Below are 19830 nucleotides of genomic sequence, written 5' to 3'. Positions count from 1 at the left end.
TCAAAGGTCTACCTAAGTGATTACCGAAGTAATCAGCTTAATTATCATATCATGTTGCTGATTTGATGTCAACAAGAAGTTTGATTTAACAACGTTTCTCGTTGATTGCCATCGCAAACGCGACAACTCATAAATCATAACATTTTATCAAAGTGACTGTCAACAACTAATTTCAACTTGTTGAATTGGTCTAGTTGATGTCTTGCCTTGACAACGTATATAACTATACCAAGTAAAAGCCCTATCCGTCAACTAAAAGCTGAAAATAAACGTATCTTTTTTCAAAGGCAAAACTTATAGTTGGAAACGACTGAATTGTTAACTGACGGCCGTGTGTTCCTTAATTTTGATAATCGTCTCGTTCGGGTTTATTTTGACACTTAAAAAGCGCAGCCCCCTAAAAAAGGCACTGCGCTTCAAAAAAACAAACTTATTTGGCAATCCGAACTAAGAAATACCGTTTCTTCCCACGACGAACAATGACAAACTTGCCGTCAAAGGCACTGTTGGGATCAACTTCGGCCTGCGTATCCGTGACCTTTTCGCCGTTAATGCGAATTGCCCCGTTAGAAAGGTCTTCTCGTGCTTGACGACGAGAAGATTCAATCTTCGTATCATCAACTAGCCACTCTACCAGGTTCTTCTTGTCCGCACTGACCGTCACAGAAGGCATCTTCTTAAAGCCTTGTTCAATTTCGCTAGCCGTCAAGTCCGCAACGTCCCCAGAGAACAATGCCTTGGTGATGTGTTGCGCTTCAACCACGGCATCGTGGCCGTGAACGAATTCCGTCACTTCTTCAGCCAAACGAATCTGTGCTTTACGCTTCTTAGGTTCCGTAGCCACTGACGTTTCCAATTCCTTGATCTGGTCTTGGTCCAGGAAGGTAAAGTATTTCAGCAACTTGATAACGTCCTTATCATTCGTGTTGAACCAGAATTGGTAGAACTCGTATGGTGACGTCTTTTCTGGGTCAAGCCAGATGTTGCCACCTTCAGACTTCCCAAACTTAGTCCCATCTTCCTTCAAGAGTAAGGGGATAGTCAACCCATATGCCTTAGCATCTGACCCCTTGAGTTTATGGATCAGGTCAATTCCGGCCGTGATGTTCCCCCACTGGTCGGCACCACCAATTTGAAGTTGAACGTCTTCTGCTTGGAATAAGTGTAAGAAGTCAATGGATTGTAAAATCTGGTACGTGAATTCCGTGTAAGAAATTCCGACCTCAAGCCGTGACGCAACAACTTCCTTGTTTAACATGTTATTCACGTTAAACAGTTTCCCGTAATCACGCAGGAAGTCCAGCAAGGAGATCTTAGACAACCAATCGTAGTTGTTCACGATCTTAAAGGTGCCGTCTTGGCCAAAGAGATGTTCCATTTGCTTCGTCAAGCAGTCCTGGTTGTGGCGAACTTGGTCCATCGTTTGTAAGACCCGTTCGGACTTCTTACCAGATGGGTCACCAATCGAACCGGTGGCGCCTCCAATAATAATGTATGGTCGGTGACCGGCTAACTGGAATCGCTTCAGAATCATGAAGGGAATCAAGTGACCAATGTGCATGGAGTCCCCCGTTGGGTCAATCCCAACGTACAGGCCAACTGCCTTATCGTTCACTAATTCTGCCAGGCCCGCTTCATCGGTCTGTTGGTTAATTGCGCCACGCCATTTTAACTCATCAATAATTGACATTTCCGTTCCTCCTATAGTAAATCTCTCAATAAAAAAGCCCCCAATGGCACTATGCCATCAGGGACGAATTGAAATCCGCGTTACCACCCAAGTTGTTGTCCATTGACAACCGCTCGTCATCTTTAACGGAATGACCCGCCGATCACTCGGCCGCTCCTCAGCGTAATTCGTGGTTACGGACGTTCCGACTCCCAGCACCGTCAGATTTCTTGACCGGAGCCGCACCCACTACTGGACTGATTCTTTGCTTATGTTGTCGATGATACCGGGAGTCCCAGTAAATGTCAATACACCACGTGGTTAAAAGAGGCTATTAATGCTTTCCCACACGATTTGGATATTTAGTAAGGTCAAAACGATCGTGCACGTCCAGGCCAAGACCGTCACCCAGCGTTTATTGACATACTCTTCCCCCATGATCTTCTTGGAAGAGGTAAACACCGTCAGTGGAATCATCGAAAATGGCAAGGCAATCGACAGGAAGACCTGCGAGTTGACCAGCAGGTTATCCAAGGCCGCTTCATTTCCCCCGTAGATAATGGTACAAACGATCACCGGTACCACCGAAATCAACCGGGTCACTAACCGACGCACCCACAATGGAATCTTTAAGTTGATAAAACCTTCCATAATGACCTGTCCCGTCAGCGTTCCCGTAATAGTCGAGTTCTGGCCGGACGCCAGCAAGGCAACGGCGAACAACGTTGACAAGAGGGGTGAGGCCACCGCGCCAGCCAATTGGTTATCTTGAAGCGCGGCATACAGATTGCCAAAGGTGCCCAACTGATCAGTACCCTTGCCAAAGAACATTGCAGCCCCCAGGAGTAAGAGTAAACAGTTAATGACAAATGCGCCAAATAACTGAATGTTAGAATCCCACGTCGTAAACTTCACGGCACGGCGCATTTCTGCTGGATCTTCACGATTGAATTTCCGAGTCTGAGAAATGGACGAGTGTAAGTACAGGTTATGTGGCATGACGGTTGCCCCCACAATTCCCAACGCCATGGTCAATTGCCCGGAATGCATAATCTCCGTCCGGGGAATGAAGTTGGCAACGGCAGCACCCATGTTGGGCTGCGCAATGATAACTTCGTAAGCAAAGACCACCAGAATTACCGTAATCAAACAAATAACGATGGCTTCAATTTTGCGGAAGCCTAATTTAGTTAACAATAATAGTAATAAAACATCAAATACGGTTAGTGACACACCCAAAATCAGCGGTACGCCGAACAGCAATTGCAGGGCAATAGCGCCCCCAATTACCTCAGCAATATCCGTGGCCATGATGGCCAATTCTGTGACGACCCACAGCACGGCGCCAATGCGTTTACTGGTATGTGCTCGCGTGGCTTGCGCCAAATCCATCTGTGTCACAATGCCCAGTTTAGCCGCCATGTATTGTAGCAACATCGCGATTAAACTCGACATTAAGATCACGGACATCAGCAGATAGCCGTACTTCGCACCACCACCGATTGAGGTCACCCAGTTTCCTGGATCCATGTAACCCACGGCAACCAATGCCCCGGGCCCTGAAAAGGCCATTAAATTTTTCAGAAATCCTTTTTCCTTAGGGATCGTGACGGTCCCGTTTACTTCTTCCAATGACGGTCCGTTTGCGTAGCCGGCCAACTTTGTCGGTTTCGTTGAAACGTTGTCTGTCATATTTTCCAACTCCCTTATCTCTTAGCTAACATCCAATTATACGGACAGGTCAGTATTTGTAAAGCGTTTTTTAATCGGCCCTAACTTTAATTTTAAATTACCCATTAAATAGATAACCCCAAAAATGCAATTTTCCCTTGTGTTTTCAAGGTGTTTGCAGCATAATTCTTTTTATATTTATTTTTACAGAAAGTGGTGATCCTCATGCCCCATACTAAACTATTCTTTGAACTACTCGCGCCCCTATTCATTGCCGTTCTGACAATCGCTGCCTTGGCTGCCCTGATTAAATGGCAATTCACCCCCGCCGCAGTGGGTCTGGGAACCCTAGGTGCCGCTGGCCTAGCAACCGTCGTCATTAGTGGCCTCATCGCCGATCTCTGGACGCGGCGTCACGCACCCGTTCGTGTCAAATCACAAGCCAAAAACCGGTAAGCCCATGGGCCTACCGGTTTTTTAGTTATTTTTACGTTTAACGGACACATTTTCCACCGTTGACCATTCTCATATGTAAGACACACGCAACGTTCCCGCTAACGGCCTACTCCCCGGCACGCTGTAGCTGCTGCAAAGTCGCGTCCAAGGTCGCCGGTAACTTTTTTTGAATCAAATCCAGTTTTTTTTGCCCCAACACGGTCAGCGTCAGATAACGTCGCCGGCGATCCTTCGTCGCCACCCGCTGGCTCAAATACCCCCGTTTGCACAGATCGACCACCAGGTTTGAAGTCCGGGTTGCCGAGAATCCCAGCTTTTGAGCAGCCTGAGCCACCGACAGTTCTTCACCAGCAACGTAGGTCAATAACTGACATTGCGGTAAATTCAAACTGAGTTCTGCTAATGGCTGGTTGTAGCACTGCGTCACTAAACCGTAGATTCTGGTTAATTCTTGTAATTGCTCATGCTTCACCATTTTCAACGCCCCTTCTCACAAATGTGTATCCGCTTTCATTATACCATTAACTGTCTACTGTGAAACATTCCGGTTGGATAATTAGTCCGCCATATATCCTATTTTGACCCCTGAACCTTTTCGCTGAACGCACAAAAAAGACTGGGCACATCGTCCCAGTCTTTTTAACACTATTTTCACCTAATCGCCATCCAGTGGGTGGCTCCGGTTGTTAAAATCTAGAGCAAATAGGGATAGCTCATGATGCCGCAAAACGCGAATGAGTCGATCTAAATTCTCACCATAAGCCAATTCCTTGACCCAATGAAAGGCCTCAATCTGTTGTCGTTCGGCAAATCCAGCAGCCAACGGATCCACGCCATAGACAATTAAATAATTATCCCGGTTGTGCGGATCAATGACGGTCTGATCCGTCAGTAAACTCAGATGAACAATGCCACTCAGGAGCCGATTGAAAATATCAGTCGTCACACCAATCATATCGTAAGTGACCAAGATTTCCACGCGCGCTTCCGTTAACGTCAACCCGTTGGTGTATTTGCTTAAATGTTTCTGTACCAACCGAACATCCGTGGCCGCCACTTGACCAGGGTACAAGTGGCCCATGTTCTTGGCCAACGCCGCTGCCGCTGCCATAGAGGATTCCGTTGGCTGATACAGGGCCGTGATTTCTGGCCGCAACAAGGGATCTACACGAAAAAGGAGCATGAACTGGCAGAGCGCAAACAACCAATTTGCAAACCAATCTTGACCAGTCGCATAGTCACGGAGCTCCCGAACGTTGGGCGCCAACTCGTAGTTCGACGCGCGCTGTCGTAGTCCCAGATACAGACGGCGCATGGCCTGGGGCTGCAACGCTCGCACAAAGTACGGTGAGCTCGTCAGTAAGTAATCCAAGGTTGCGAGTTCCGTCAGTGCCTGCTGCGGCGTGTCGCCTAATTGGGTCTGTAACGTCCCCGCCAGATTACGCAGATCCGTCAAATGCCCCAGTGGGAACCGCAGCGGCGCATACCGATACCCCTGATCCAAACGTAGTAACGCCAACGTGACCAGGAGATCCTTGCGTTGGGTCAGGCTGGCCGACTCCTGAAAAATACCAGTATTGGCATAAGTGGTCATGATCTGATCGTGAACGATTCTCATCTTGGCGGATAGCGGTGGTAAATCGGCTACCGCCGTCAAAGTCGTGCTAAATAACATGAAATACAGCAACTGAATCAGCGCTTCATTTCCCTCCAGCCGCAAGGGATTGGCAATGAGTTGGAGGTCGTACTGCGCCAACTGTTGCTTCATCGCTTTCATCCGGCGATTAAACGTGGAGGTACTGATCCCCAAGTCCGCACAAAATGCGCTGGCCTGCTGATAATTCTGTTTGAGGGTCGCCATCATGGCTTGATAGGGAATACTTTGCCGATACAACCAATACCGGTACTCATCCATGGTGACCGTCGTGATCAAATCATCCTTGGTTAAGGATGCCTGAGGATCTAAAACCAGCAGATCCGTTCGTAAATTCAACAGAACGTGGTAGGCCCGTGAATAGCTCACATCAGTCATCTCAGCAAACGCCGTTAGACTAAAATGCCGTTGTTCGTCATTAATAAACGTCAACAGCCGAATCTTTAACGTCTCCCTGGCCGTCAACATCGCAAAGTCGATCTTCAATTCTCTCACTTCTCATTCGCCTGGCCTAAACGAAAGCCCCCCAATTCAGACTCATTAGGGAGTTTCACGACCATTATTTTTTCTGCCTACGTCACGCTTACCTTAATCGATACTTGAGATGGTGACGTTGCGCGTGTCAAATTCCGTCAGCGTTTCTTTCAGAATAATCCGGGGATCATCGTAGCGGATGCCCGGAATCGCACTGCTTACATAGTTACCGGTCAGCTGCCCCGCAATGACTTCTGGCTGAATGAGAATATTCTGCCCATCACTTGTGGTCAACGTTACACTCTTACCATCCGTCAATCGGTCCACTAGTGGTAAAATTGGCATTTCTTGCATCATACTGATCACCCTCCTATACTTACTTTCCAACTTTATTCTAACACGTTCACCAGAAGACCTCGTCCCTCCCGGCTCAATAATTTTTTCGTTATTTCCAAATAATTCCCAACTCATCAGCTTTCCTTGAGGATACGTTACCCTTAGCCAACACGGCAACCAAAGAGCTGAAAAAGTTAAGTGTTGTGCCTCAACCATCTATCTGGCGGTAAGTAATATGATATTAATCCGTCTCATTTTCAAGTCGACGGATTTGAGGTGAATAGCCGTAATCCTTTGAATAAAATTTTTGCTCGAGCTCTTAAAAGGCCTCTAAGTCAATAAGCCTAACTTAGCGGCCTTTTAAGTTCATTTCTACGCTCACGTCCATGTTTGAACTAATAAAAAACACGGTCATTCGCTTCCCAGTGGAATGAATAACCGTGTCAGTTTCTTCTATATTAATGCGTTTTTAGACGAAAGTGCTTTCTGCATCTGTACGGCACCATTTAGGCTTGCATCTTAACTGCCTGTGGCCGCGTAAAGCGCATCCCCATGAAGTAGATCACTGCGGTAATGGCCATGGCAATAAAGGTGGCCCCTACCGTGGTCGCAATCAGAGGAACTTGCTTCAATCCCCAGTAGGCCACCACGCCAAGTCCCCAGCTGGCAACCGCCACCCAGTTAATCCCGTGGGCATACCAGTAGGCCCCATGAACCTTGGTAAATTCGCTGAGCCGGTAACGTTTGCCTTTCAGGATGAAGTAATCCATTAAGAAGATAGCAATCTCGGGCCCCAGGAACATGCCGATTCCGTCCAGGAAGGTTTCAAAGACATCCAGGAAGCTGGCCAGATAAACCGGAATAAAGGTTACCGCCGTCGCCGCCAATGTGACAATCCACAGGCTCACGTTCAGGGACAACCGATGGGTCATGTTCGTCAGTGCCGACCCCGCCGACATTAAGTTAACCGCGTTGGCCGTGGTACTGGTTAACACGATCACCAGGAGGGCAATGATGCCCAGCCCGAGTTTGGCCGCCACCGTACTAGGGTCCGAATTGTTCGGGTCGAAATGGTTCAGTGAAACCGCCGTCCCAATCGTGGCAAATAAACCAATGAAGGCGAACCAGAATAGGCCGAAGTTGGCGCCCAGGAAGCTGGCTTTAGTGGCGGCCGACTTCTTATTCGTGAAGCGACTGAAGTCGGAGGCCGCCGTCACCCATGCCAGGTTGAAAGCAGCTAACGTATCGGCCGCCACCCCAGATGACATTTTTAAATTGTGCGGTGGTTGCCAACCCACGATTTCGCTAAAGGAAACCGTGCGGAAGACCACCACGGATTCCCACAGAACGAAGACCACCACCAGGATAATTCCGATCCGTTCGATCAAACGTACGGAGCGCTCACCCAGCGAAATACTCAATAAATGCAGGACACTCATAATAATAATACCGACAATCAAGCCGAAGGTTCCACCGGGTTTCCCGTACAGCGGCCAGCCGAATAATTCCCCAAAAATATAGCTGATAGACGTAGCCGCAATGAAAGTATTCACGGCCGCCCAGCCGATAAATTGAATCACGTTAATGACTGATGGAATAAAACTGCCCCGCAGGCCAAACGATGCCCGCGTCAATGCCATCGCCGGTAATCCCGTGCGATACCCCATGTAGCTAGCGACTGCTAGTAAAGCGTAAGAGATCAATCCCACAACGACCAGTGTCGTCGATGCTGTCAGGAACCCACAGGCGGCAATCACCCCGCCAATGTACCAGGTTCCGTTGTTCGCGTTAGCGCCAATCCACGTGGCAAACAAATCCCAATTGGACATGCGCCGGTGTTCACTGGGAATCGACTCAACTCTCCCGAATTCCTTAGGTGCTTGTGTTGCGGTTGCTTTAATCTCTTGTGCCATACGTCCTCACCTTTCTCTTCTCGAATGCTGCGAACTGTTGTGACTTTTTCTCTTTACCTATGATTGCCGCCTTACCGTTCACCCCATTGGCGGCCTATGTAAGTCACAGCCGATCATCGTTCGACTGTGCTTTTGCACTGTTTAATTTCTGTAACTGGCTAACGACCCTGACGTTCTCCGACTAAGCTGTTGGAGAATCACAGCAGCGGCCGAAGCCGTACTGGAACTTATCTCAAGGCATTGGCAATAGGTTGTGTAGCCGTGAGTGAGCCAAATTTGGACTCAGCCGTGGGATTTTTCAAGTGTTCTTCTTGAAAAATGGCGACTTTGAGACAGTGGCTCAAAGCGAGGCCAGAGACCGCTCTTTGGCTCTGACCGTCCTGCCCACCGCGTTCCAGTCCAAATTTGGCGAACGGCAAGGCGGCGTTTCCCACACTGACGCCGATTGACTGACTACAGAATTTGTCCCACGAACTCGCCGGTTGGCCGGGTGGTGAAGTCGTAGCTCTTAAGGTCGTCGACATTCTTGGTGTACCAGTGCATGCTTTCGGTAATCATCAAGTTAACGGCTTCGTCCTTTTCCTGAATGGCAATGATGGGCTTGTTGCTCATCGTTGCCACACCCAATTCGTAAGCCGTGCCGGAGTCGAGGTTCTTGGCTTCAAAGTCAATCACCGTCACGATGACCTCGGCCGCCGCAATCTGATCCATGTCGCGATGGAAGATTTCCGTCGCCCATGGCTTCGTGAATTGTTCATTGGCGGCGTCTTGATGGAGCCGTGGTGAGTAGAAATCTTTGACCGTTGGGTTGGCTTCTAAAGCGGCCTCCACCCGTTTCACCCGGTCAACCTGTTCGGGACTAAAGAAAGGACTCGCAACATAAATCTGTGACATAACTAAATTCCTCCATCGATTCGATTTCAACCCTCTCGGCATGAAAAAAGCGGCCGAATCCCGCAGGAATTCCGGCCGCTAGGTTCACTTGTGTTTTGAGCGCACACAAATGACTTCTACCGTACCTTTATTAGCCTCACGGGACTAAATTAAAAGGACTTATTTGGTTGTTGTTAAGTATTATACGGGCAGACACGAAATCCGTCAAACCCCAAACCTTGAAATCTGTTTAGGGTCAAACGGTAAACTACCCGTCATGCCTGCCCTCACAAATTTCTAAATTAATTAGTTACCACGGTTAGTTGTCAGCGAGCGCCCAACTTGCTACACTTATTTTATCAGGAGAGGAGTTTCTTGCATCTATGTCATCTGAAAATCATCACTTACCCAACCGGATCAAGCTAATCTGGGGGATTAGCGCCGTTGGCAGTTTTATCGCTTTGCTGGTCATTACCGGACTCATCTGGTTAACCTATCGTTACTGGGACTGGCCCCTATGGCTGGTCAGTGCCTTTGCCGCATTTACCATCCTAGAACCGATCATTGAAGCGGCTTTGATTCCCTACCGGTACCGGTTTACCCGCTATCAAATCTCTGCGGTAGCCGTGGAAATGCAAGCCGGCTTCATCTTTAAGAAACGGGTGGCCATCCCCATTGCTCGTGTTCAAAACGTCACGCTGAACGCGGGTCCCCTTCTACAATGGCAGAAATTAACTAAGGTTTCGATCGCCACTGCCTCTACTAACCACGGCATTGAGGGACTGGAATTAGACGAAGCTGAAGCCTTGCGCGATCAGATCATGCGGCTCGCGCGGGAGGCCCGCCATGACCAAGCCTAAACGTACCCATCCATTGGGCCTACTGTTACACATCGCCAAGTCAATTCGTGACTACTGGTACCTGCTGATCCTAGCACTGACTCTCTATCGCGATCCTTTTTGGTTTGCGCTCTGCTGGGCAGTGATTGTCTTTGCCATTCTTATCTGGCCTTGTATCCGTTGGGCCACGCTGAGCTACCGCGTGACACCGGAAGCCATTGAGGTGAATTCCGGTGTAGTGGTCCGGCACCACGAGCACATTCCCTACGGTCGCATTCAGACCGTCCAGCGCAAACAGTGGTTCTTTCTGGCGCCGTTCAAGCTCGAGGAACTCTATATCGAAACGGCCAGCCACGACGACAATAAACCCGAGGCTCGGCTGGCAGCGGTATCCACCTCACTAGCGGGTGAGATTGAGCGGTACCGCCAGGGTGTCCCAGCAGCAACGACACCGGCTGCGACGGCTGATGACGTGCTTGGGGATACAGATCCAGAAGCGGAGACGGCGGAATTCTCCGTCACTGCCCACTATCGCATTGACAGCCACACCCTGCTTAAATTTGCGGTAACCTCGACCGGATTCATCCCGTTGCTGTTGATTCTTCTGGCAATTTACAATAAGATTCCGCGCAACTGGACGGATACGCTGATCGATGATGCCACCCACCTCGCCCTCATCGTACTGGTGGGCGGTGGCCTCGTGATCGTCCTAATTGCCTGGATTGGCGCCTTTTTGTGGACCTACATGCGCTACTACCACTTCGACGTGACCCTTCAAGGCCACCAATTGGAGACGGCCAAGGGGTTATTTCAACGTAATACCATCACGGCGCCACTCAAGCGCATCCAGGCCGTTCGAGTCAAACAAAATATCTTCCGGCAATGGCTGCACATTCAAACGGTGCAGGTTCTGCTGGCTTCCAAGGCCGCTTCTAAGGACGACGATGATGACCTGGTGATCCTACCGGCCGTTCCCCAGTCGCAGCTCTATGATGTGGCCCCACCCTTTGTCAGCTGGTTGCCCCACCACACCCCGGATCTCAGCGATCTCAACGTGGCCGACCGGCGGAAATGGTACCTCGTGCGCAATGCCCTTCTGGTGGCCATTGTCCCGGTTGCCCTTGCCAGTTTCCTACTGCCACACTGGATGTGGGCGTTTGCCCTGATCCTGGTCATCGCCTATTTTCAAGGCCTGTTCGCGGCTCGGCAGACCGGTGGTGGGCTCGTCACACCTACGCTTTTGGCCCTGCAAACCGGTCACGTTTGGACCAAAGAGACCTACTACGTGCCGGTCGAGACGATTCAATCGGTCCGTCTCCGTCAATCCATTTGGATGAAAAAAACGGGGCTGATGCACCTCATTGTGAACGTTCGTCATGGTAACAAGAACCAGGCTATCGAGCTTCGTTACCTGAAAGCCGATCAAGCCCAACGCGTCTATGACTGGTATCTCCACACGGTCTAAATGATCACACCTAAAAAGCGGGCACCATCAACCTTAATCGTTGATGGTGCCCGCTTTTTCACCCGTTCGTCTTCCCCAACGAACCGGCACTCCCCTTGGTAAGCGCGAACTTCCCCAAGCCGCGCGTCACCGCTTTATATTTAAATCCTACTCTCTAGCCTTAATTACGTTCACGCCATTGATGCCACTTTTCGCCCAGTCGTGGACGCCACAGCCAGCCGTAGCCGAACAGGGCCGACAGGACAAAAGCAACCACCATGGACAAACCATCAGATGCCCAGCTGAATAGCAGGGTCACGTAGATGACAAAGACGATGTATACCGGTACCCGCAAGTGTGGGAACAATAAGTACTCACCGTTGTGTTCCAGTGAAAGATGTTGATAGAGGGCCGCTCCCCAGAAGAATAAGGCCAGGGCGAAAACCAGCCAAGCGATGAGGCCAACCCACATCACCTGGTCATTCGACAAGGAAAAGGGGCTCCCGTGTAAGATAGTACCACCAATTCCGGCAAGCCCCGATAAAGAAACGGTAAAACCTGCGATGGTCACCACGAGTGGTCCCGACTGACCAATAATCTCCGCCGCAAACCAGCTGATGGCAAACATGCCAATTGACATGATGATCCCTACTAACCAAGACGTTAAGACCCCTGGCCAGGCAATCGTCCACGTGTACCCATGCGGTGTGCCTACCCAGTAGATCAGATACTCGATACCGGTTGCCACCACATTCAACAGGAGCAAGACGGCAAAGGCCACTTTGATCTTTGACCAATAGATGTGCCGCCGACTGAATCCGCTGCTGAAGAGGAACTGGTTAAAGTTATCGCTCAAATCCAAGTGCATCATTTCCAAACCGCTCAACCACGCCGCTAAGATTAACCACATGGAGTAAGCAGCGAAATAACCGCCGTTGTAAGGCCGCCACTGATTGATTAACGTGGCACTCACTAAGTTGTGGGTCTCCCGATCATCCACAATATTGTTTAAGGCCACCAGTGACACCATCACGACACCCAGCAAGGTTAAGATGGCAATCGCAAATAACATGCGCCGATGACGTTGCCAGATCAATTGATCCATTTTATTTCTAAACATGTCCCTGATTTCCTCCCTACTTCATCATCTGGTAACCCGTATCGTGCGCCAAATTAGCACGGAACAGGTCTTCCAGAGTCAGTGGTAACTCTTCGAACAAGACGGGCTTGAGCGCCTTTAGCTCTTGATCAATCGCTGTCGTATAGTCGGTAATGACCACCACCAGTACACGCCCGGATACCCGAATCAACTGGCTATTTTGTTTCAAGACTTCTGGAATCACCTTATCGTTTAAGACCAGCTGAATCTTCTTGGCCTTAGCCCGAATCTCTTCAAGATTGTAATCACGGACCAGTTGACTATCCTTCAGTAAAAGCACCCGGTCACTCAGGCCATCCAACTCGTTCAAATCATGTGACGAGATCAGGAAACCTTTTTTCTGGTCCGCAACCTCATCAATCACCATCGTTGCAATATTTTCCCGGACGATCACGTCTAACCCATCAAAGGGTTCATCCAAAATGATGTAAGTGGCGTTCGACGTTAACGCCAGAATCAAGTTGACCAGTGCCCGCATCCCTTTGGACAACCGGCGATACTGGCTGTTTGCATTTAATTTGAATTGATCGATTAAGGCCGTGAACCGTTGCGTATCAAATTGTGGATACACCGTGCCAAAGAACCGTGGCAGTTCCCACAACCGGTACGTCCCTAAGAAATTGTATTGGGTATCAATAAAAAAGAGTTGCTGCTGCCGCTGTGGCACCTGGCGAATGTCATCACCATCCACCGAAACGTGTCCGGCTTCAGCAACGTAGTGGTTCATTAGCGTCCGAAACAGGGTGGTCTTACCGACCCCATTTCGGCCAACTAGCCCGATAATCTCGCCGGGCGCCCACCCAAAATTAATGTCTTGAATGATCGGTCTGCCATCAATTTGCTTGCTCAAACCTGTTACTTGTAATGTCATTGCTCTACCCCCTCATATGCCGCTTTGATCCAATCGACAACTTCGTCCAACGGTACACCGAGGTACCGAATCTCCGTTAATAACGTTAGGAGTTGTTTCTTCGAGGCCACCACCTGTGCCGAGTTACCGGCGGGGGCGATGGCTTCACGGACGTAAGTGCCCTTCCCGTGGACCGTGGAAATTACTTGCTGGGCTTCCAACTGCTTGTAGGCCTTGCTGACCGTGTTCGGATTCAATTGTTCCTGCCGCGCCATCTCTCTGACTGACGGCAGCCGATCACCCGGTTGCAAGATACCCTGGACGATCTGTTGTTTCACGCGGAGAACCAGCTGCTCGTAGTAGGGCAGGCTGGACTGATCGTTGACTTGCATGCTTTTCACCCCTTGGTATGGCTACGTGTTCTGTGTGTACTATTATACCTAGTACAGTTAAAATGACAACCCCTTAACCTGAAATTAATATTTTCATAGCATCGTCACTGCCCATATATTGCTGAAAGCCGCCGCCTTGCCGTTCGCCAAATTCGGACTGGGATGGAAAAGAGTGTGGAACACGTTTCGACTAGGTTGCCTGCAGTCGCCCGAGATAGAATACTTGAAAAATCCCACGGCTGAGTCCGAATTTAGCTCACTCACGGCTACATCTAGGTTTTAACCACAACGGTGTAAAGGAATATTGCACGATTGTTCAACCAAGCATTGTGGTAAAAACTGCTAGCAATCCCCATAGTAGCCGTCACCGTTAGCAGTCAAGGGTGGCTCCCATGTCCATAAATGAACAGACGCTTCGCCCTTTTTAACCCGTCACGGCCTAACAAAAAAGGACCAACGCAGCCTCTCGCTCCGTCAGTCCCAAATGAGCACCCGTGATTTCCCCTGAAATCATCGGGTCCTGATAATCTTTATTTCTCCGATAACCATCTTAAAACTTAACGTCCCTCAAGGTCTAGCCTGGCATCTGCCCCTGATCATCTCCGGCAGTCGTTGCTTGGGGATTGTCATGACGCACGACCAGCTGATTGAAAAACTTCGCCCGAGCCATGTCGTAGTACGGTTGTACGAACAGGCCTGCCAAACCAAAGGTGATGAAGCTTAACAGGAACCAGCCAATGAAGCTCAGGTCCATGATAAACAGGAAGGCCTTATTGCCATCCATCAGTTGCCGTGATTTGGTGATCGCCTGTAGCGCTGACAAGTCTTCCCCCTTATCGACCGCGTCTCTGTACAGGAAGAAGGCCTGAGAGTAGGAATAAGCCTTGATCATCCCTGGCACCACCAGCAGCAGGCTCCACAGGAACGTGAAGATGCCGATCAGGATGGCAATGAAGAGCCACCCCAGGAAGTAACGGCCATTATCAAACAGCTTAAAACTCCGTTGGATGGGATTGTCCAATTCGGCATTGCCCCGATCGATATCGATCATGGTCAAACGCGTCCCCGCACGCATCATTTGACCCGCAATGATCAGTAGCCAGCCGAACGAAAAGACACTCGTCATAAAGGTGCCGCCGTTGTTCGTCACGGTCTGTGTAAAGACGTTGACGCTCCGTTCGTAGACCATGCCCCCGATCCAGTTGAGCGCTATCCACAGAATCGATAGCAGTATGTAAAAACCAATGTTGTCCAAGATCTGACTCTTGGCCCCTAATTTAAAATTAATCCGGTCTTGCGAATCCATGTAAACTCCTCCTCCATGCTCACTGCCTGTGATTGTTACATTGTACCATAGATGTTCCGTCCTTTTCAGCGATGGCCCACACCCATTTACTTTAAAACGGCCTTAAATTCACATGATCTTCACAAATTACTTATAATTCCATTAAAATAACATCCTATAATTAATAAACAGGTGCGATTTATAGTGATAAGGAATTATTGCGTACTCGCATCAATACATAGAGAAAGTGGTGCCATTTTGAGAATACACAGACGCTTTGGTTGGCTGATTGGGGCAGCCTTCGTCGTCCTCGCATTAACCGGGTGTGCCCAGTCTACTAAGGCTGACACGCCCAAGCAACCGCAACGGGTCAAGGATTCCGCGTTGCTATCAACCGCCAAGATCAAGCACAATATTGGGAGTGACTTGGTCTCGACGCTAAAGGATCAGCAAGCCAGTACGACCGCTAGTTTACGGGATAAGCTGGCTTCGGGGAACTACACCGCTGACCACATGTATGTGGCGCTGAACCCCTATGGGACGTCGCCGCTTTCGGCACTCGCCCTATTTAAAACGAACGATGCCGTCAAGGTCAGTTATACCGTCGTCGGTAAGACTGCGAAGACCTCGGTGACGAACCAGATTCCGGGCTACAGTAAGAGCCACACGTTGCCCATTGTCGGCCTATACGCTGGCTACAATAACACGGTTAAGATTCGACTGACGGCTAAGAATGGGACCGTCACGACCAAGACCATTTTCATTCAAACGCAAGCTCTGGCGAAAAACCTCGCCCAGCTGAAATTGTCGGTCACAAAGGCGGATAAAACCAAGATGCAGCTGGGTCAGAATCAAATGACCTTCCTGATTCGTTCCACCCAACGGCCATTTGCGGTCGATGCTGACGGTGCCATTCGGTGGTACTCCGACAACTACGCCCAGCACATTTACAAGCAACTCAGCAACGGTCACATTATTCTGATGAATAAGAAAGATAATCATCACATGGTCTACAATGACCTGATTGAAACAGACTACTTGGGCCGCGTTTACCGACAGTACCATATCAGCAATACCACGAAGAGCACGGAGAACATCAAGGCCACGACGCAAGCCGAAAACAATCAGGAAACGACCGTCATTCACCACGACGTCATTGAGTTGCCCAACCACAATCTCCTAGCCACCGTTTCGGATGGCAGCAAGTACGTTGAGGACACCATCGTTGAGATTTCCCACAAAACGGGGAAAGTCGTGAAGGTGCTCGACATGAAACGCATTCTGCCTAAGAAGATGTGGCAAAAGTATACCTCTTCTACCCGAACGGACGGCAAGGTCGACTGGCTGCATAACAATGCCTTGTATTACGATCGGACCGACAAGAGCCTGGTCATTTCCAGTCGGCATCAGGATCTGGTCATGAAGATGGACTACAAGACCGGCAACATTAAGTGGCTCTTCTCAGGCAAAAAGGTCAGCGACTGGCCCAAGGCCTACCGCCCATTCGTGTTGAAAGCCGCCAAGGGAACCACCATCACCGGTGGTCAGCACGCGGCCTACCTACTCGCCGATCACGATGGCAATGCGCACACGAAGGATCTCCTACTCTACGACAACAACTACGCTGTCACCAACGGGGATCGCAAGACCAGCGGGAAATATTCTCAGGCAGTGCAGTACACCGTCAACGAAAAACACATGACCATCAAGCAAAATTGGGCGTACGGTAAGCAACTCGGTCAAGCTAACTTCACCGATCGAATTGGCAATAGCCAGCGTCTCAGCCAGGGTAACCACCTGATCGACTTTGGCTACCTGAATGCCAAGGACGGCACCGGGAGCAACGTTATCGAGGTCGCCGGAAATCAACCGGTCTTCAACCTCCATATCGATAACATTCCGGACAAGGGCTACGTTTATCGGGCCTACCGCCAGCCCCTATTTCCTAGCAACTACGCCTTTCACCTAAGTTAGGTTACTGATCTAACTAGCGCCACCAGCTTCACGATGATTTAAGGATCGTTCCCGTCACGTCAAGGTTTGGTGGGGACGATCCTTTTGTTCTTAAGCCTAAAAACAACTCACCGGCTCTGATCGTTTGGCTCGGTTATCATTGACGGGTACCACTTATTGGCGGTTAAGCCGTCGACAGTATTTCCGCCCACGCTAAGGCGTTCGCCAACACAGCCGATTAAAGTTAGGCCTTTCCCGGGAGACGAGCCTCTCCGCGTCATCACGTTCGATCAGGGCGTGATTCATCCCTGCCGCACCAAAATGATACTTAGCCGGCTGAATCAATCGAAGCCCGGTCAGATATTTCACTGAGACAGAGACACGATGTATAAACAAGTTCTGTCCTAAAATATTAACTTGCACGTTACCGGAAGCGCTTGCTACAATGAGTGGCAGTTAACCATCGGCTATCCGGAATTTAGATAAGGGAGTTACAGACGTATGAAGAAGTTTTGGAAAATCACGATTGGCGTGTTGCTCGTCCTGATCGTGGTGGGTGGCGCCGCGTACCACGAGCGCCACAACATTCGCCGTTACCTGCTGGTGCACCAGCGCTATGCCAAGAAGGACATTCTCACCACGAACCAGATTAAGCTCAACATTCGTCCCGCGCTGTCAACGGCCAACACCACGGCCACCAATCGGTTGAGCCAAACCTACCGCCGGGAACTCAAACAGGTCAAGGTCGGGTCAACCCACGCTCGGGTCATAGTGAACCCCTACAAGACCTCCCCGCTGGCCGGGCTCATCCTGGTCAAGACGCCGGCCGCAACTAAGGTTCGACTGACGGTCCACGGGGATACGGCGGCAACCACCCTCACCAAGCAACTCAAGGGGTACCACACGCAACATGCCGTGGGCGTCCTGGGCCTTTACCCCAACCGCGCCAACCGTGTCACGCTGACATTTACCCGTCAAAATGGCACCACAACGCGAACCACCTATACCCTGAAGACCGCGGCGGCACCCCAGGCGATTGGCAAAAATACCCTAAAGACCAGTAAGCCGCAGCAGATGGCCCTGGGAACGGGCAACACCAAGCTAACCTTCGCCGTCAGCAGTCTGGGCTACACCTATGGTCTGGATGCGCAGGGCAAGGTCCGCTGGTACTCGACCAAACCTCTCTCGCACGTGTTTAAGCAGCTGGCCAACCAGCACCTGCTGATCAATACCAAGATTAAGGCCAGCGATGCCAAGTCAAACGCCTTGCAGGAAACGGATTTTTACGGTCGCGTCTATCACCAATACAATCTGAACGGCCTCTTTCCCACCAAGACTGATCCGACCAAATTGGCCACCAACACGGTCATTCACCACGATGCCATTGAACTGCCCAATCACAACCTGCTGCTAACCGTAGACGATGGCAGTAAAAAATTTGTGGAAGACACCATGATTGAGATCGATCGGCAGACCGGTAAGATCAAGAAGGTCATTGACCTGAAACGGATTCTACCGAAGTCCGCCTATGAAAAGTACGACGGCACCCACCGCACCGACGGTAAGATTGACTGGTTCCATCAGAATTCCATGTATTATAACCGCAAGAATGGCGAGTTGATTATCTCGGGACGCAATCAGGATATGATGTTAGCCATCAACTACAAGACCACTAAGCTCAAGTGGATTCTGGCCGCACCACAGAAGTTGCCCCAGTCCTATCAGAAATACTTGTTGCAGCCCACGACCAAGCACTATCGCTACAACGGCGGGCAACACGCGGTGATGTTGATCAATACCCACCAGAACACGGGCAGTAAGATTGACCTGGAATTCTACGACAATAACGTCCCCGTTACTCGGGGCAAGACGGCCCAATCCAAGCAGTGGTCGGCCGGCGAGATTGTTAGGATCGACCAGCTGAAAAAAACGGTCACTAAGACCTGGAGCTTTGGCCGGACACTGGGCAAACGGAACTTCACCAACATCGTCGGGAGTAGCTACGCCGTCGGCAAGGGGAACACGCTGATTGGCTTTGGCTACGCGGACAACGGCAAGCGAAGCGAATTTGTCGAGGTCAACCGCAAAACCAAGCAGATTGTCTTTGACGTTGACCGGACTGGCTTTGGTCACGGTGACTGGAGCTACCGGGCCCAACGGATGACCCTGTATCCGGGATCGGCGCAGTTGAGCCTGCAGGCAATTGCGACGAAATAATGCCAAAAATAAGAGTGGGCCACAAGGCGGTTAGTTTGCGAGCATTAACGTGATAACAGGGATTATGCCCGATCTTGGCATAATTTCTGTTATCGGGTTAAGCGCAACAAACTGCCTTGTGGCCCACGTTTCGGCACTATGATGGCAAAAATAAAACTAGCTCTTTCAGAAATTTTGACTTTATGATCCCTTTGCGATTGTCGGATGAAATAATATAATTCATCTGACAACCACAAAGGGATTTTTGTGTCACACTTAAAAAAGCCTCCTGACCAAATACGTAATCAAGAGACTTTCCCTAACCAACATTAACTTAGACAATGATAATTTAGACCTTCTGCGTAAAAAGCTATCTTTTCCTACGTTCGTTTTAGCGCTTTACCCATGATTTCCTTATTAAAAAGCAGGCAATTTTTCAACGTCTCACACATTAAACGAATTTTCTTTTCTATATGGACTAATAAACTGCTCAACACTTACACGCCTATCAACCAGGCTCAGGTACTGAATATGCCACATTAAATAAAACAATTCTAGTGACATGAAAAGCATAGACATAATAGCTTCCATCCCAACTTAAATATGTTTTACTAAAGGTTGAAAGTACGAAAATAGCCCTCAGCCCTTATCACGAAAGGCCTGAGG

At 49.7% G+C, this 19830-nt stretch carries 16 protein-coding genes and 1 other annotated feature; of the genes, 5 read left to right on the top strand and 11 right to left on the bottom strand.

Annotation, left to right across the window (positions count from 1 at the left end):
• Positions 1–430: 430 nt before the first annotated feature.
• Complete coding sequence (tyrS, locus tag FD28_RS06130; RefSeq protein ID WP_057733656.1) at positions 431–1690, bottom strand: tyrosine--tRNA ligase; 1260 nt, start codon at positions 1688–1690, stop codon at positions 431–433.
• A gap of 56 nt (positions 1691–1746) precedes the next feature.
• Positions 1747–1944, bottom strand: a binding site (T-box leader).
• Positions 1945–1990: 46 nt separating this feature from the next.
• Positions 1991–3361, bottom strand: coding sequence for an Nramp family divalent metal transporter (locus FD28_RS06125; protein WP_057733654.1), 1371 nt, complete (start codon positions 3359–3361; stop codon positions 1991–1993).
• 204 nt (positions 3362–3565) lie between these two features.
• Here FD28_RS06125 and FD28_RS06120 point away from each other — a divergent pair, with 204 nt between their 5' ends.
• Positions 3566–3796 (top strand): hypothetical protein, encoded by a 231-nt coding sequence (locus FD28_RS06120; RefSeq protein WP_057733652.1) that lies wholly within the window; start codon positions 3566–3568, stop codon positions 3794–3796.
• A gap of 106 nt (positions 3797–3902) precedes the next feature.
• On the opposite strand, the gene FD28_RS06115 is transcribed toward FD28_RS06120, so the two are convergent.
• From FD28_RS06115 to FD28_RS06095, 5 genes are all read right to left on the bottom strand, one after another.
• Positions 3903–4271, bottom strand: coding sequence for a MarR family winged helix-turn-helix transcriptional regulator (locus tag FD28_RS06115; RefSeq protein ID WP_057733649.1), 369 nt, complete (start codon positions 4269–4271; stop codon positions 3903–3905).
• Between the two features lie 180 nt (positions 4272–4451).
• Positions 4452–5936, bottom strand: a complete 1485-nt coding sequence (locus FD28_RS06110) for a helix-turn-helix domain-containing protein (RefSeq protein ID WP_057733646.1) — start codon at positions 5934–5936, stop codon at positions 4452–4454.
• Positions 5937–6038: 102 nt separating this feature from the next.
• On the bottom strand, positions 6039–6281 hold the full coding sequence (locus FD28_RS06105) for a hypothetical protein (protein ID WP_057733644.1): 243 nt from the start codon (positions 6279–6281) through the stop codon (positions 6039–6041).
• Positions 6282–6766: 485 nt separating this feature from the next.
• Positions 6767–8173 carry a cytosine permease gene (locus FD28_RS06100; protein WP_057733642.1) on the bottom strand — a complete coding sequence of 469 codons (1407 nt, stop codon included), beginning with the start codon at positions 8171–8173 and terminating at the stop codon, positions 6767–6769.
• A 453-nt stretch (positions 8174–8626) separates the two neighbouring features.
• A complete protein-coding gene (locus FD28_RS06095) occupies positions 8627–9067 on the bottom strand; it encodes a nucleoside 2-deoxyribosyltransferase (protein ID WP_057733640.1) in 441 nt (146 codons plus the stop codon).
• Between the two features lie 362 nt (positions 9068–9429).
• Between FD28_RS06095 and FD28_RS06090 the strand changes: the two genes are divergently transcribed.
• On the top strand, positions 9430–9906 hold the full coding sequence (locus tag FD28_RS06090) for a PH domain-containing protein (RefSeq protein WP_057733638.1): 477 nt from the start codon (positions 9430–9432) through the stop codon (positions 9904–9906).
• Positions 9893–11350: a PH domain-containing protein gene (locus FD28_RS06085; protein WP_057733636.1), complete on the top strand. Its 1458-nt coding sequence runs from the start codon at positions 9893–9895 to the stop codon at positions 11348–11350. Before FD28_RS06090 ends, FD28_RS06085 begins: the two co-directional genes overlap by 14 nt.
• 160 nt (positions 11351–11510) lie before the next feature.
• Here the strand turns inward: FD28_RS06085 and FD28_RS06080 are convergent, their stop codons facing one another.
• The 4 genes from FD28_RS06080 to FD28_RS06065 form a co-directional block, all read right to left on the bottom strand.
• Positions 11511–12449: an ABC transporter permease gene (locus FD28_RS06080; RefSeq protein WP_057733634.1), complete on the bottom strand. Its 939-nt coding sequence runs from the start codon at positions 12447–12449 to the stop codon at positions 11511–11513.
• Between the two features lie 16 nt (positions 12450–12465).
• A complete protein-coding gene (locus FD28_RS06075) occupies positions 12466–13359 on the bottom strand; it encodes an ATP-binding cassette domain-containing protein (protein ID WP_057733631.1) in 894 nt (297 codons plus the stop codon).
• Entirely contained in the window at positions 13356–13730 is a 375-nt protein-coding gene (locus FD28_RS06070; RefSeq protein ID WP_057733628.1) for a GntR family transcriptional regulator, read from the bottom strand. The genes FD28_RS06075 and FD28_RS06070 overlap by 4 nt, the downstream gene beginning before the upstream one ends.
• A gap of 574 nt (positions 13731–14304) precedes the next feature.
• Entirely contained in the window at positions 14305–15036 is a 732-nt protein-coding gene (locus tag FD28_RS06065) for a DUF975 family protein (protein WP_057733626.1), read from the bottom strand.
• Between the two features lie 237 nt (positions 15037–15273).
• Here FD28_RS06065 and FD28_RS06060 point away from each other — a divergent pair, with 237 nt between their 5' ends.
• Positions 15274–16989 (top strand): aryl-sulfate sulfotransferase, encoded by a 1716-nt coding sequence (locus tag FD28_RS06060; RefSeq protein WP_157059860.1) that lies wholly within the window; start codon positions 15274–15276, stop codon positions 16987–16989.
• A gap of 480 nt (positions 16990–17469) precedes the next feature.
• A complete protein-coding gene (locus FD28_RS06055) occupies positions 17470–19185 on the top strand; it encodes an aryl-sulfate sulfotransferase (protein ID WP_057733624.1) in 1716 nt (571 codons plus the stop codon).
• Positions 19186–19830: the final 645 nt, after the last annotated feature.

Origin of the sequence: Levilactobacillus hammesii DSM 16381, from assembly GCF_001434395.1 — a bacterium.
GTDB classification, from domain to species: Bacteria; Bacillota; Bacilli; order Lactobacillales; family Lactobacillaceae; genus Levilactobacillus; species Levilactobacillus hammesii.
The sequence above is the reverse complement of the archived record's forward strand: the minus strand, read 5'-3'. Positions and strand labels throughout refer to the sequence as shown.

Coding starts and splice junctions, on each gene's coding strand:
- tyrS (WP_057733656.1), bottom strand. CDS start 1,690: ATGTCAATTATTGATGAGTTAAAATGGCGTGGCGCAATTAACCAACAG.
- FD28_RS06125 (WP_057733654.1), bottom strand. CDS start 3,361: ATGACAGACAACGTTTCAACGAAACCGACAAAGTTGGCCGGCTACGCA.
- FD28_RS06120 (WP_057733652.1), top strand. CDS start 3,566: ATGCCCCATACTAAACTATTCTTTGAACTACTCGCGCCCCTATTCATT.
- FD28_RS06115 (WP_057733649.1), bottom strand. CDS start 4,271: ATGGTGAAGCATGAGCAATTACAAGAATTAACCAGAATCTACGGTTTA.
- FD28_RS06105 (WP_057733644.1), bottom strand. CDS start 6,281: ATGATGCAAGAAATGCCAATTTTACCACTAGTGGACCGATTGACGGAT.
- FD28_RS06100 (WP_057733642.1), bottom strand. CDS start 8,173: ATGGCACAAGAGATTAAAGCAACCGCAACACAAGCACCTAAGGAATTC.
- FD28_RS06095 (WP_057733640.1), bottom strand. CDS start 9,067: ATGTCACAGATTTATGTTGCGAGTCCTTTCTTTAGTCCCGAACAGGTT.
- FD28_RS06090 (WP_057733638.1), top strand. CDS start 9,430: ATGTCATCTGAAAATCATCACTTACCCAACCGGATCAAGCTAATCTGG.
- FD28_RS06085 (WP_057733636.1), top strand. CDS start 9,893: ATGACCAAGCCTAAACGTACCCATCCATTGGGCCTACTGTTACACATC.
- FD28_RS06080 (WP_057733634.1), bottom strand. CDS start 12,449: ATGTTTAGAAATAAAATGGATCAATTGATCTGGCAACGTCATCGGCGC.
- FD28_RS06075 (WP_057733631.1), bottom strand. CDS start 13,359: ATGACATTACAAGTAACAGGTTTGAGCAAGCAAATTGATGGCAGACCG.
- FD28_RS06070 (WP_057733628.1), bottom strand. CDS start 13,730: ATGCAAGTCAACGATCAGTCCAGCCTGCCCTACTACGAGCAGCTGGTT.
- FD28_RS06065 (WP_057733626.1), bottom strand. CDS start 15,036: ATGGATTCGCAAGACCGGATTAATTTTAAATTAGGGGCCAAGAGTCAG.
- FD28_RS06055 (WP_057733624.1), top strand. CDS start 17,470: ATGAAGAAGTTTTGGAAAATCACGATTGGCGTGTTGCTCGTCCTGATC.